General features: G+C 57.4%; 12 protein-coding genes. All 12 read left to right on the top strand.

Translation table 11 applies throughout. The features are described from left to right. Position 1 precedes the first annotated feature (1 nt). Positions 2-460, top strand: a complete 459-nt coding sequence (locus J2X72_RS08775; RefSeq protein WP_310070798.1) for a hypothetical protein — start codon at positions 2-4, stop codon at positions 458-460. Then, on the top strand, positions 460-2,199 hold the full coding sequence (locus J2X72_RS08770) for a penicillin-binding protein 2 (RefSeq protein WP_210000351.1): 1,740 nt from the start codon (positions 460-462) through the stop codon (positions 2,197-2,199). The genes J2X72_RS08775 and J2X72_RS08770 overlap by 1 nt, the downstream gene beginning before the upstream one ends. Before the next feature lie 68 nt (positions 2,200-2,267). After that, positions 2,268-3,737, top strand: coding sequence for a UDP-N-acetylmuramoyl-L-alanyl-D-glutamate--2,6-diaminopimelate ligase (locus J2X72_RS08765; RefSeq protein ID WP_210000354.1), 1,470 nt, complete (start codon positions 2,268-2,270; stop codon positions 3,735-3,737). After that, positions 3,734-5,167, top strand: a complete 1,434-nt coding sequence (locus tag J2X72_RS08760; RefSeq protein ID WP_310070792.1) for a UDP-N-acetylmuramoylalanyl-D-glutamyl-2,6-diaminopimelate--D-alanyl-D-alanine ligase — start codon at positions 3,734-3,736, stop codon at positions 5,165-5,167. Before J2X72_RS08765 ends, J2X72_RS08760 begins: the two co-directional genes overlap by 4 nt. A 24-nt stretch (positions 5,168-5,191) precedes the next feature. Beyond that, positions 5,192-6,274 carry a phospho-N-acetylmuramoyl-pentapeptide-transferase gene (gene mraY, locus J2X72_RS08755; RefSeq protein WP_210000367.1) on the top strand — a complete coding sequence of 361 codons (1,083 nt, stop codon included), beginning with the start codon at positions 5,192-5,194 and terminating at the stop codon, positions 6,272-6,274. A gap of 3 nt (positions 6,275-6,277) precedes the next feature. After that, positions 6,278-7,681 (top strand): UDP-N-acetylmuramoyl-L-alanine--D-glutamate ligase, encoded by a 1,404-nt coding sequence (gene murD, locus J2X72_RS08750; protein WP_310070789.1) that lies wholly within the window; start codon positions 6,278-6,280, stop codon positions 7,679-7,681. Further along, positions 7,681-8,838 (top strand): putative lipid II flippase FtsW, encoded by a 1,158-nt coding sequence (gene ftsW, locus J2X72_RS08745; protein WP_210000372.1) that lies wholly within the window; start codon positions 7,681-7,683, stop codon positions 8,836-8,838. The genes murD and ftsW overlap by 1 nt, the downstream gene beginning before the upstream one ends. Before the next feature lie 3 nt (positions 8,839-8,841). Next, positions 8,842-9,969 carry an undecaprenyldiphospho-muramoylpentapeptide beta-N-acetylglucosaminyltransferase gene (gene murG / locus J2X72_RS08740; RefSeq protein ID WP_310070786.1) on the top strand — a complete coding sequence of 376 codons (1,128 nt, stop codon included), beginning with the start codon at positions 8,842-8,844 and terminating at the stop codon, positions 9,967-9,969. Continuing rightward, entirely contained in the window at positions 9,966-11,366 is a 1,401-nt protein-coding gene (murC, locus tag J2X72_RS08735; RefSeq protein WP_210000377.1) for a UDP-N-acetylmuramate--L-alanine ligase, read from the top strand. Before murG ends, murC begins: the two co-directional genes overlap by 4 nt. Before the next feature lie 46 nt (positions 11,367-11,412). Further along, complete coding sequence (murB, locus tag J2X72_RS08730; protein WP_310070781.1) at positions 11,413-12,387, top strand: UDP-N-acetylmuramate dehydrogenase; 975 nt, start codon at positions 11,413-11,415, stop codon at positions 12,385-12,387. A gap of 79 nt (positions 12,388-12,466) precedes the next feature. After that, on the top strand, positions 12,467-12,658 hold the full coding sequence (locus J2X72_RS08725; RefSeq protein WP_310070779.1) for a hexulose-6-phosphate synthase: 192 nt from the start codon (positions 12,467-12,469) through the stop codon (positions 12,656-12,658). A gap of 60 nt (positions 12,659-12,718) precedes the next feature. Continuing rightward, entirely contained in the window at positions 12,719-13,057 is a 339-nt protein-coding gene (locus J2X72_RS08720; protein ID WP_210000382.1) for a type II toxin-antitoxin system HicB family antitoxin, read from the top strand. Positions 13,058-13,219: the final 162 nt, after the last annotated feature.

Genomic DNA, 13,219 nt, shown 5'->3' with positions numbered 1-13,219 from the left:
CGTGCTGCGTACCTTCGACATCATATTGATCGGGCTGATGATCCTGGCGGCCGCCGTGACCTACAAGATCAAGCACGATGCTGAAAACCAGATGACGCAGGTTACCCGGCTCCAGCGCATGATAACGGATGAGCGGGATACGATCGATCTGCTCAAGGCTGACTGGAGTCTGCTGACCCAGCCGAACCGTCTGCAAAAGCTGGTTGAGACGTTCCAAGGCCAACTCGACCTGCAACAGGTGGAGGCGCAACAAATCATCAGCATCAATGAATTGCCGCAGCCGAAACCTGTGTCGCAAGATCTGGATGACGTTGCGAACATTATTACCGAGGCAGATGCAGGTGAGAAAATCAAACCAGACACAACCATGACCGGCAGCATCAACAAACCGAAGGCGGCGCCCAAGCCGCCCAAGCGAATTGTTCCGATTGCATCGCCAAAGGCAGCGGGGCTCTATTGATGGCTGCGATCTGGATCAAGCGGAAGAAAGCTGAATTGGTGACGGGCATCGCGCCTGTCTTCGCGCTCGACGCCAAAAAGAAAAAATCGGGCAATCGCGCTCGCAACCGCGTTGTCATGGCGATAGCCTGCTTCGTCGGCATCTACGGGATTATCGGCGGACGTCTGGTTTATTACGGGATGCAGGAAGACACGACGGGCTATAGTGGCCCGACCGGGGCCGTGCTTGCATCCCGTCCAGATATTCTCGACCGCAATGGCGAAGTCTTGGCCACCGATATCAAGACCGCCTCGCTTTATGCTGAGCCGCGCAAGATCGTCGATCCCGACGAAGCTGTCGAACTACTTTCGACGGTTCTGCCGGATCTCAACTTCGAACAGACCTATAGCCGTCTCAAGAGCGGGACGGGCTTTGCCTGGCTCAAGCGCGGGCTTACACCGCAGCAGAAGAGCCAGATCATGGCGCTGGGCATTCCGGGGATTGGCTTCCGCACGGAGAAATCGCGCTTCTATCCGGGCGGCCCGACTGCGTCGCATATCCTTGGTCTCGTCAATATCGACAATCAGGGTATTGCCGGGATGGAGAAATACATCGACGAACAGGGCCTGTCCGACCTGCGCGATGTCGGCCTTGCCGACAGCCGCTCCCTTGAGCCAGTGAAATTGTCGATCGATCTGCGTGTCCAACATGTCGTGCGCGATGTGGTCGTCAATGCGATGCAAAAATACCGGGCGATTGCAGCCGGTGCCGTGGTGATCAATGTGCATACCGGCGAAGTGCTTGCGATGGCCTCGGCGCCAGATTTCGATCCGAACAATCCGTTCAATGCGCTGGATAAAGACCATCTCAATCGCATGTCCGCCGGTACATACGAGATGGGTTCCACCATCAAGAGTTTTACCACGGCGATGGCACTCGATTCCGGAAAGGTCAATCTGCAAAGTACGTTCGATGCGAGACGCCCGATCACCATCGGTCGACAGACGATCCGCGATTTCCACGGGAAAAATCGCATCCTGACCATGCCGGAAGTCTTCATCTACTCCTCGAACATCGGCTCGGCCAAGGAAGCGGACGTTGTGGGTATCGAAGGACACCGTGCCTTCCTGCATCGCATGGGACTGCTTGATCGAATGCAGACGGAATTGCCCGAAGTCGCGCGTCCAATGGAACCGAAGGTCTGGAAGAAAGTGCATTCCATTACGATCGCTTTCGGTCACGGAATGGCTACAACACCATTGCAGACGGCGGTCGGTGCAGCTGCCTTGATGAATGGCGGCAAGCTCATCGAACCGACTTTCCTGCCCCGCACGATCGAAGCGGCAAACAAGGTCGCAAAACAGGTGGTGAGCGAAAAGACCAGCGAGGATATGCGCTATCTTTATCGCCTGAACGCTGAGAAAGGCTCTGGTGGTTCCGGCAACCGGGCGTCGGTTCCCGGGTATCGCGTTGGTGGCAAGACCGGTACTGCGGAAAAAGTGATCAATGGCCGCTACTCCAGCGACGTACGTTTCAACGCGTTTGTCGCAGCCTTTCCCATCGACAAGCCAGAATATGTGGTTCTGACCATTATCGATGAACCCAAGGCGGAAGAAGGCAAGGTTGGCGCTACCGCAGGTTTTAACGCAGCACCAATGGTTGCAGATATTATTCGCAGATCGGCATCGTTCCTCGGGGTCCAGCCAGATTTTCGCGAAGAACAAGAATCCGCTCCATTGATGGTTAATTTTGATCAATAGCGGTAGAACGCGAATCATATCGTCGCGTTTTCGATGGTTTTTAAAGTGAAGATGGGTCCAGTCCGGCCATGAAACTGAAAGATCTGAACGGCATACCAGCCTTGGCCATCTCCGAACTCGGAGAGAAGACAATCCGTGGCCTGACGTCGGACTCCCGTCAGGTCGCGCGTGGATTTCTGTTTGCTGCATTGAAGGGTTCGAAGGCCGATGGCGTTGCCTATGCTGCCGATGCGGTGGCGCGCGGTGCCGTGGTTATCGTGACGTCGCGCGGAGCAAAGCTCGGCAATGTCTCCGTACCCATCATATATGTCGATGATCCGCGCAGGACACTGGCACTGGCCGCGGCCAGTTTCTACAAGTTACAGCCAGATGTGATGGTTGCCATTACCGGCACCAGTGGCAAAACCTCCGTCGCGTCATTCACGCGTCAGATATGGGCGCAGGCGGGCTTTGCTTCGGCAAGCATCGGAACAACCGGCGTCGTCTCACCGAAGCGCGATGATTATGGTTCGCTGACGACACCAGATCCGGTCGAACTGCATAAATTGCTGCTTGAATTGGTGGAAGAGGGCGTAACTCACGCGGCGATGGAGGCCTCTTCTCATGGTCTCGACCAGCGCCGGCTCGACGGCGTCCGGCTTGTGGCGGGAGCCTTCACCAATCTCGGCCACGATCACATGGATTATCATGCGACCGTCGAGGAGTATCATGCAGCCAAGCTACGGCTGTTCACAGAGCTTCTGCCCAAGGGCGCGCCGGCAATCATATTCGCAGACGATCCGTTCTCCAAACCCACTATCGCCGCGGCAGAGAAGGCTGGTTGTACGGTTTTGACCGTTGGCCGTAAGGGCGATTTCATCACGCTGAAGCGCGTCGAGCACGAGCGGTTCCGCCAGCACGTTGAAGTGCACATTGCCGGTGAGATCTTTGAGATTACGCTACCGCTCGCTGGTGATTTCCAGGTGGCCAATGGTCTGGTCGCGGCCGGCCTTGCGATTGCCACTGGTGTACCTGCCGCAGCTGCAATGCGCGGGCTTGAGCGGTTGAAGGGTGCGCCGGGGCGGCTCGATCTTGTCGGTGCGACCGAAGATGGCGCTCCTGCCTATGTCGATTACGCACATAAGCCCGACGCGCTCGAGAATGTACTGACGTCAGTCCGGCCGTTCACGACGGGCCGTGTCATCGTGGTTTTTGGTTGTGGCGGTGATCGGGACAAGGGAAAGCGCCCGATGATGGGCGAAATCGCAACACGCCTTGCGGATGTGGTCATCGTGACGGACGACAATCCGCGTTCCGAAGTTCCTGCCACCATCCGTGCCGAAATTCTGGCAGCGGCTCCCGGTGCCCGCGAAATCGCAGACCGCCGCGAGGCGATCCAGGAAGCCGTCGCCATGATGAAGACCGGCGATACGCTGATCGTCGCGGGTAAGGGGCACGAGGAAGGCCAGACCATCGGCGACGTCGTGCTCCCGTTCTCTGACCACGTAGAAGTCGCCCAGGCGCTCAAGGACCGGCTGGCGCGGGAGAAGGGCGCATGAGCCTGCTCTGGACTTCCGATGCGATGGTCGAAGCGATGAATGGAAGGCCCGTTGGCAAATTGCCTGAAGGGATCACCGGAATTTCCATTGATACGCGCACCCTGCAGACCGGCGAAGTGTTCTTTGCCATCAAGGGTGATGCGCTCGATGGCCATGACTATGCAACGGCCGCTGTTGCGGCTGGCGCTGCACTGCTCGTGGTCGCCGAAGCAAAACTGCCCGCGCTCGGAAAACTGAAAGCGCCGATGATCGTCGTTGATGATGTGTTGGCGGCGTTGACCCGACTAGGCATTGCATCGCGGGAACGCTCGCATGCACAGATCGTTGCCGTCACAGGATCGGTCGGCAAAACAACCACGAAGGAGGCACTGCGGCATGTTCTTGCACAAGCCGGAAAAGTGCATGCTTCTGTAGCATCCTTCAACAATCACTGGGGCGTACCGCTAACGCTGGCGCGCATGTCGGCGGACACTGATTATGGCATCTTTGAAATCGGCATGAACCATGCGGACGAGATACGCCCGCTCGTCAAAATGGTTCGTCCGCACGTCGCGTTGATTACGCTGATTGCTGCTGCGCATCTCGGCCACTTCAAGAATCTGCAGGAAATCGCCATTGCCAAGGCCGAGATATTCGAAGGCGTTGCCCCCGGCGGCTATGCCTTGCTCAACCGCGACGACAAGCACTTCAAACTTTTGGAAAAGCTGGCGCGGGACGCTGGTGTTGAGCACATCAAGAGCTTTGGCGAGAATGCGCGGGCCGACTACCGCCTGATGAAGCTTAAACTTCACGCCGAATGTTCCTGTTTGACGGCGCGTCTTGCGGGCGAGGAAGCAGTCGTCAAAATAGGTGCTCCAGGCAGGCATATTGTCCAGAATGTACTTGCAGTCCTCGGGGCCGCCCACCTGACAGGCGCGGACATGACCAAGGTAACACTGGCGCTCGCATCCTTGCGACCGGAGAGCGGACGGGGCGCGCGTCATCTCCTTGAGATCGCCGACGGAACGTTCACACTGATTGACGAAAGCTACAACGCCAATCCCGCATCGATGCGCGCGGCAATCGAACTTTTGGCGGCCGCAACGCCTCATGGTAAGGGCCGCCGCATCGCGGTTCTCGGCGACATGTTGGAACTGGGCAAGCAGGCACCGAAGCTTCACGCCGAGTTGTCTTCGGTGATCCTGGCCAATCCAATCAATATGGTTTTTCTCGGCGGACCGGAGATGGCCGCGCTGAAATCGGCCATGCCGGTTGAATTTCATGCCGAATACAGGCAGACCGTAGACGAATTGCAACCGCAATTGCTGAACACCATCAGAGCCGGTGACGTGATCATGGTCAAGTCATCCAAGGGGACCGGCTTCGCGCAGATCGTGAAAACGCTCCTGCAAAAATACAACACCGTAGAGCCGCTCGGTCCTGCCGAATAGCCTGCGTGTATGGGGAATTAACGTATGTTGTACTATCTCGCCGGGTTGGCGGAGCATATCCAGTTTCTAAACGTGTTCCGCTATATCACGTTCAGAACCGGCGGAGCGCTGATCACATCGGCGCTGATCGTTTTCCTGTTTGGCCCGCGCATCATCGACTCGCTGCGCATTCGGCAGGGACGGGGCCAGCCTATCCGCGCCGACGGTCCGCAAACCCATTTCAAGAAAGCAGGAACGCCGACGATGGGCGGGCTGATGATCATGACCGGCATTGTCCTTTCTTCGCTGCTTTGGGCAAATTGGTCGAACGTCTATGTCTGGATCGTTCTTCTGGTCGCATTGTTCTTTGGAGCGATCGGCTTTTACGATGACTATCTCAAGGTCAGCAAACAGTCGTTCAAGGGCTTTTCGGCGCGTGCACGTCTCGGCATCGAATTCCTTGTCGCTGCCATAGCCGGCCTGGCCATCATGCGGGCGGGGCAGGAGCCATTTTCGTCCTCGCTGACATTCCCGTTCGCCAAGGAACTCATCCTCAATCTGGGCATATTCTTCATTCCATTTGCTGCCTTCGTTATGGTCGGGGCCGGCAATGCGGTGAATTTCACCGACGGTCTGGATGGTCTGGCGACAGTTCCGGTGATGATCGCGGCCGCTTCGTTCGGCGTCATCGCCTATCTCGCAGGTAACGCGATTTTTGCCGATTATCTGCAGATTCACTTCACGCCGGGCACCGGTGAACTCGCCGTTGTGCTCGGATCGGTCATCGGTGCTGGACTTGGTTTTCTATGGTTCAATGCGCCCCCTGCCGCTATTTTCATGGGCGACACCGGCTCGCTCGCACTCGGCGGACTCATCGGCGCAGTCGCCGTCGCTACAAAGCATGAGATCGTCCTCGCCATCATCGGCGGTGTGTTCGTCATGGAGGCAATGTCGGTAATCATCCAGGTGGCATCGTTCAAGATGACGGGAAAGCGCGTCTTCCTGATGGCGCCAATTCACCACCATTTCGAAAAGAAGGGCTGGACCGAGAGCCAGGTCGTGATCCGCTTCTGGATCATTGCTGTGATCCTCGCACTGATCGGCCTCTCCACGCTTAAGCTGAGGTAGAGCATGATTGCTGCCCATTCCTTGAAGGACAAGACCGTCGCGCTCTTCGGGCTCGGCGGTTCGGGCATTGCGACGGCGCAGGCAATTGTTGCGGGCGGAGCCAAAATCGTTGCCTGGGACGACAATCCCGAGAGTGTGGCGCGCGCGCAAAGCGCGGGAATAGAGACAGCCGATCTTCGCCAGGTCGATTGGAAACAGTTCTCCTCGTTCGTATTGTCACCCGGCGTGCCGCTCACGCACCCGCGGCCGCACTGGACGGTGGATCTCGCAAGGGCAGCGGCCGTCGAGATCATCGGCGATATCGAGCTTTTCGTGCGCGAACGCAACCTTGCTCACAAGCAGAGCCCCTTCATTGCCATTACCGGCACCAACGGCAAATCGACCACAACTGCGCTGATCGCCCATATCATCAAGAGTTCTGGTCGTGATATGCAGCTTGGCGGCAATATCGGCACGGCCGTCATGACCTTGGAGCCTCCGGAGGACGAACGCTTTTATGTCGTCGAATGCTCTTCCTACCAGATCGATCTCGCGCCCTCGCTCAATCCCACCGCAGGTATCCTGCTCAATCTGACGCCGGATCACCTCGATCGCCACGGTACGATGCAACATTATGCTGACATCAAGGAACGTCTGGTTGCCGGTAGCGAAACCGCAATCATTGGCGTCGATGACAGCTTTTCAGCGGCAATCGCCGACCGGCTCGAACGGACAGGCAAATCCGTCATTCGCATTTCAAAACGTTGGGCCGTTCGTGACGGGTACTTTGCCAAAGGTCTTGAGCTGATCTTTGCGAGAAGGGGCGACGAAACAGTTGTTGCATCGCTCGCGGGCATCGGGTCGCTGCGCGGCGAACACAATGCACAAAATGCGCTCGCCGCCTTCGCCGCCTGCCGCGCCGTCGGCCTCTCTACCGAGGAAATCAATGCGGGGCTGAAAACATTTCCAGGTCTCGCTCACCGCATGGAACAGGTCGCGCGGCTCGGCAAGACATTGTTCGTCAACGATTCCAAGGCGACAAACGCTGAAGCTGCTGCGCCGGCCTTGTCGTCGTTTCCGCGTATTTACTGGATCGCTGGAGGCTTGCCCAAGGAAGGCGGCATCGCTTCGTTGTCGGGTTTTTTCCCGCGCATTGCCAAGGCCTATCTGATCGGCGAGGCGGCGCCGCAATTTGCGGCAACGCTAGGCGACGCCGCACCATTCGAGATATCCGGCACAATCGGTGCTGCTGTGGATCATGCCGCGCGCGATGCAGCCAGGGACGGTTCGAGCGAAACCGTGGTGCTGCTGTCGCCGGCCTGTGCCAGTTTCGACCAATTTCAGAATTTTGAAAAGCGCGGCGACGCATTCCGCTCCGCCGTCCTTGCGCTTGAGGGCGCAGCACCAATCATGGGAGCTAGAAGCTGATGGTTAGTCGTGTTGACCGTGGTCCCGTTGCCGATTGGTGGTGGACAATTGATCGGTTTCTCCTGGCCGCTTGCCTCGCGCTGATGGGGCTTGGCATTTTGCTGTCGTTCGCGGCAAGCCCTGCGGTAGCCGAGCGTATCGGCCTCGACAGCTTTCACTTCGTCAAGCGGCAGGCGCTGTTCATGGTGCCGGCGGTCATGGTGATGTTCGCAGTCTCCTTCATGGCGCCAAAAACAATCCGGCGCTTTGCCATGATCATGCTCGGTATTTCCCTAGTGGCGATGGTTGGTGCCCTGTTCTTCGGTATTGAGGTCAAGGGCGCCCGCCGTTGGGTCTCGCTTGCCGGCATATCCATTCAGCCCTCCGAATTCATGAAGCCGGCCTTCGTCATCATCTGCGCGTGGCTATTTGCCGAAAACGAACGCCGCAAGGACATTCCGGGCAACTTCTTCGCCATGGTGTTGTTTGCAGTTGTCGCGGCATTGCTGGTCGCACAACCCGATCTTGGCCAGACCATCCTGACAGCCGTTACCTGGGGCGCGATGTTCTTCATGGCCGGTGTACCGTGGTTCTGGATTATCCTCCTCGGTGTCCTGGCAATTGGCGGATTCTTTGGCGCCTACACGGTCTTTCCGCACGTTGCCGGCCGTATCGACCGGTTTCTGACCGGAGAAGGCGATACTTTCCAGGTCGATGCAGGGCGTGAGGCGATTGTCCGGGGTGGCTGGTTCGGTCAGGGTCCGGGTGAGGGCACCATCAAGCGCATCATCCCCGACAGCCACACCGACTTCATATTCTCGGTGACCGCTGAAGAATATGGCATCGCCCTCTGCCTCTTGATCGTGCTGATCTTCGCGTTCATCGTTGTCCGTGGCCTGTCGATCGCCCTGAAGGAACGCGATGATTTCACCCGGCTTGCCGTATCGGGTCTGGTGATCCTGTTCGGGTTCCAGTCGATCATCAATATGTCGGTCAATCTGCACCTGATGCCCGCAAAAGGCATGACGCTGCCATTCATCTCCTACGGTGGTTCATCACTGATCGCGGTGGCAATTTCCACAGGGCTTTTACTTGCGCTGACACGCCGCCGCCCAGAGGCACGCCGGTCCGCGACGTTGGCAAACTCGAGAATGCATTCGATGTTGGGCAGCACCTGATCGATGTCCAAGGGGGTTATTTTTCTCGCTGCCGGGGGTACGGGCGGGCATCTGTTCCCGGCTGAAGCGCTGGCACATGAATTGATCGAGCGGGGGTGGGAAATCCATCTGGCGACCGACGAACGTGCACAACGCTTCACAGGCGCATTTCCCGCCGAGCAGATACATGTCGTCAGATCTGCCACTATTGCGGGGCGCAATCCCGTTTCCTTGGCGAAGACCTTCTGGACCCTTTGGCTCGGCAATCTCGATTCCCGCAAGTTTTTCCGAACATTTCGGCCAAAGCTGGTCGCCGGATTTGGCGGGTATCCAACGCTGCCACCGCTCTATGCGGCGAGCGGCATGAAAATACCGACACTCATCCACGAACAGAATGCAGTGATGGGACGTGCCAACAAGGCGCTGGCTGCCCGTGTCAACGCAATTGCCGGCGGCTTCTTGACCGACACTGGTGGACCATTTGCGCAAAAGACGATCGCCACCGGAAATCCAGTGCGCCCGGCAGTCCTGGCAGAAGTCGGGAAGCCTTATAAGGCTTCGCAGGCGCACCAGCCCTTCCGTTTCCTGGTTTTTGGCGGTAGTCAGGGCGCGCAATACTTCTCCACTGCCGTGCCGGCTGCCATCAAGCTGCTGGCGCCGGAAGATCGTGCACGTCTTGTCGTGACGCAGCAGGCTCGCGCAGAAGATGAGTCATATGTGCGCTCGGCCTACCAATCGCTTGGCATCACGGCGGAGGTCGCGCCATTCTTTCTTGATATGCCGCACCGCATCGCCGAATCCCATTTCGTTCTCTCCCGTTCAGGTGCGTCCACGGTTTCCGAGATCGCTGCCATCGGCAGGCCAGCTATTCTTGTGCCCTTCCCGCATGCCCTTGATCATGATCAGGCGGCGAATGCAGCGGCGCTCCAGGCCGCCGGCGGTGCGGACGTGATCAAACAGTCCGAGCTCTCCCCGGAGCGCATTGCCTCCATCCTGACAAGTGCGATGAGCGACCCGGCCCGTCTGGCATTTATTGCGGAAAAAGCCCGCACCACCGGCAAACCTGAAGCCACAAGGTTGCTTGCGGACCTCGCAGAAGCTATTGCGTCCGGTCAACGGATTGAAGATTTCAAAAAAGGAATGCGCCCATGAAGATGCCGCTCAATATCGGCCTCGTTCATTTCATCGGTATCGGCGGTATCGGCATGAGCGGTATCGCCGAAGTCCTGCATAACCTTGGCTACAAGGTTCAAGGCTCCGATCAGGCCGACAGCGCCAATGTGCAGCGTCTGCGCGAAAAGGGCATCGATATCTATGTGGGCCACAAGGCCGAGAACATTGGCGATGCTGAAGTCGTCGTCGTCTCGACAGCTATCAAGAAATCCAATCCTGAATTGATCGCCGCCCGAGAGAAACTGCTCCCGGTCGTCCGCCGCGCCGAAATGCTGGCCGAACTGATGCGTTTCCGCAAGGCCGTTGCCATCGGCGGCACCCATGGCAAGACCACGACCACCTCCATGGTCGCTACTTTGCTTGACGCGGGTAATCTCGATCCGACGGTTATTAATGGCGGTATCATCAATGCCTATGGTACGAATGCACGCATGGGCGAGGGCGACTGGATGGTCGTCGAGGCTGACGAGAGCGACGGCACGTTCCTGAAGCTTCCTGCTGATGTGGCCGTGGTCACCAACATCGATCCCGAGCATCTCGATCATTACGGCACGTTCGACAGGGTTCGCGAAGCCTTCCGGCAGTTCGTCGAGAACGTACCGTTTTACGGTTTCGGCGTGATGTGCCTCGACCATCCGGAAGTCCAGTCGCTGGTATCGCGGATCGAGGACCGCCGTGTCATCACCTATGGGGAAAATCCGCAAGCAGATGTCCGTTTCGTCAATCTCGTTGTCGATGGCGCGGCCTCGCGTTTCGACGTTCATATCGCCAAGCGCAAGACCGGCGAGATCACCGAGATTACTGGCCTGCGCCTGCCCATGCCGGGCCGGCACAACGTTTCCAACGCCACAGCGGCAATTGCGGTAGCCCATGAGCTTGGTATCTCACCCGAGGATATCAAGAAGGGTCTCTCGTCATTCGGCGGGGTCAAGCGACGCTTTACCCATACCGGCTCATGGAACGGCGTTGAGATATTCGATGATTATGGCCACCACCCGGTGGAGATCAAAGCGGTATTGCGGGCGGCGCGGGATTCCTCCAAGGGCCGGGTAATCGCCGTGGTGCAACCGCATCGGTTCACGCGTCTAGCCAGCCTGTTCGACGAATTTGCAGCTTGCTTCAACGACGCCGACACGGTCGTCCTGGCGCCCGTTTATGCAGCAGGTGAAGACCCTATTGCGGGTGTGACTTCGGAGGCGCTGGTTTCGCGCATCAAAACCGCCGCACACCGTGACGCACGCTATATCGCCGGTCCGCAAGAGGTGGCTCCTTTGATCGCCGAAATCGCCAAACCGGATGATTTCGTGGTCTTTCTTGGGGCGGGGAACATAACCCAATGGGCCTATGCCTTGCCAAAGGAACTCGCAGCGCTCTAGATTTGCCGGTTGCTCCGACAGGGATGGTTCGGACGGGAAGGATATGATGTCTCCACTTATTGATGGCGAGGCCCTGCTGAAAAAGCTGGGAGATCGTTTATCTGGTCTGCGCGGACGGTTGACGCCTAACATGGGCATGGAAAAGGTTACGTGGTTTCGCGCCGGTGGCCCTGCCGAAGTCATGTTCCAGCCCGCGGACGAGGAAGATTTGTCTGCATTCCTCAAAGCTGTCCCGCAAGAATATCCGATCCTCGTCGTTGGTATCGGCTCCAATCTCCTGGTGCGGGACGGGGGTATTCCGGGTTTCGTTGTCCGCCTTTCGGCCAAGGGTTTTGGCGAGGTCGAGCGGGTCGGCGATACGCAGTTGCGTGCGGGCACGGCTACGCCAGACAAGCGTGTTGCTGCTGCGGCCCTGGAGGCGGGCATCGCCGGGTTTCATTTCTATCACGGTATCCCTGGCGGGATCGGCGGCGCTCTGCGCATGAATGCCGGTGCGAACGGCGTTGAGACGCGTGAGCGCGTGGTGGAAGTGCGAGCCCTTGATCGCAAGGGCGAGGTTCGAATTCTTTCGAACGCTGACATGGGCTACGCCTATCGTCATTCCGGCGCGGCAAATGATCTGATCTTCACTTCGGCGCTATTGGAGGGCAAGCCGGGTGATCGCGGGGAGATCCAGTCAGCGATGGATGCCGTCCAGCAGCACCGTGAAACGGTGCAACCCATACGGGAAAAGACCGGCGGTTCGACGTTCAAGAACCCCGAAGGCTCCTCTGCCTGGAAAGAGATCGACAAAGCTGGCGGGCGCGGACTGATGATCGGTGGTGCTCAGATGTCACCGATGCATTGCAATTTCATGATCAACACCGGCACTGCCTCGGGACATGACCTTGAGACGCTTGGCGAAACCATCCGTTCGCGGGTCGTGCAGAATTCGGGTATTCGCCTGCATTGGGAAATAAAGCGCCTCGGGCTTTTCCGCTCTGGCCATGAAGTCCACGAGTTTATGGGCCAGTTGCTCTGATGTGGATCAACTAGCTTTTTTCAAATAATTCTTTGTTCAAATTTCATTGTGAATGGTACTGAAAAATGGTACTCAATTTATGAAGCGTAAACACCATGTTACGTTGGTGCAGATTTTCGCTCGTCCGGTCAGCGGTTCAGTTCGCTGGGTAGATGTGGAAGCATTGTTTGTCAGTCTCGGTGCTGAAGTCAGCGAAAGAGAAGGTTCGCGTGTTGGTGTCGTTTTGTTAGGCGAAGTTCGCATGTTTCACCGCCCCGCATCCATCGCCTGATACCGACAAGGGTGCAATTGCGAGCATCAGAAAATGGCTGGAAAGCCATGGAGTGAAGCCATGAAAAATGTCATCGATATCGACGGTCACAAAGCGGTCGTTTCACTTGATCCGGAAATCGGTATGATCCGTGGAGAATTTCTCGGATTATCCGGAGGCGCAGATTTTTATGCGAGGAGCGTCGATGATCTGATTGTCGAGGGTCGTAAGTCGCTCAAAGTTTTTCTTGAGATGTGTGCTGAAAAAGGCATTTCCCCATTCCGCGAATTCTCTGGTCGTTTCAATGTACGCCTTGCTGCGGAAGTTCACGAAGCTGCCGTTTTGGCGGCTGCTGCAGAAAACAAAAGTCTCAATGAATGGGTGGCTGACGCGATCGAGGCAGCGGCCCGCGCCGCTTGATGTGCCGTCTCCTGAAACATTTTTTTACACGAATTTCCATTGTTGAATCATTGGGGACTTGTCAGCGAATCAACTCTCTGATTCTTTAGGGACAAGCGTTAACTGATTTGAGTCGGCTGGATTTTCCAGTCTCGGGTATCTGCGGTCTCAGCCGCCGGATGT

The organism is Phyllobacterium sp. 1468 (assembly GCF_031455525.1).
GTDB lineage: Bacteria > Pseudomonadota > Alphaproteobacteria > Rhizobiales > Rhizobiaceae > Phyllobacterium.
The sequence above is the reverse complement of the archived record's forward strand: the minus strand, read 5'-3'. Positions and strand labels throughout refer to the sequence as shown.

Bases quoted from the DNA above. Each gene is read 5' to 3' on its own strand.
- J2X72_RS08765 (WP_210000354.1), top strand. From the start codon at position 2,268: ATGAAACTGAAAGATCTGAACGGCATACCAGCCTTGGCCATCTCCGAA.
- J2X72_RS08770 (WP_210000351.1), top strand. From the start codon at position 460: ATGGCTGCGATCTGGATCAAGCGGAAGAAAGCTGAATTGGTGACGGGC.
- murC (WP_210000377.1), top strand. From the start codon at position 9,966: ATGAAGATGCCGCTCAATATCGGCCTCGTTCATTTCATCGGTATCGGC.
- J2X72_RS08725 (WP_310070779.1), top strand. From the start codon at position 12,467: ATGAAGCGTAAACACCATGTTACGTTGGTGCAGATTTTCGCTCGTCCG.
- murG (WP_310070786.1), top strand. From the start codon at position 8,842: ATGTCCAAGGGGGTTATTTTTCTCGCTGCCGGGGGTACGGGCGGGCAT.
- J2X72_RS08760 (WP_310070792.1), top strand. From the start codon at position 3,734: ATGAGCCTGCTCTGGACTTCCGATGCGATGGTCGAAGCGATGAATGGA.
- murB (WP_310070781.1), top strand. From the start codon at position 11,413: ATGTCTCCACTTATTGATGGCGAGGCCCTGCTGAAAAAGCTGGGAGAT.
- ftsW (WP_210000372.1), top strand. From the start codon at position 7,681: ATGGTTAGTCGTGTTGACCGTGGTCCCGTTGCCGATTGGTGGTGGACA.
- J2X72_RS08720 (WP_210000382.1), top strand. From the start codon at position 12,719: ATGAAAAATGTCATCGATATCGACGGTCACAAAGCGGTCGTTTCACTT.
- murD (WP_310070789.1), top strand. From the start codon at position 6,278: ATGATTGCTGCCCATTCCTTGAAGGACAAGACCGTCGCGCTCTTCGGG.
- mraY (WP_210000367.1), top strand. From the start codon at position 5,192: ATGTTGTACTATCTCGCCGGGTTGGCGGAGCATATCCAGTTTCTAAAC.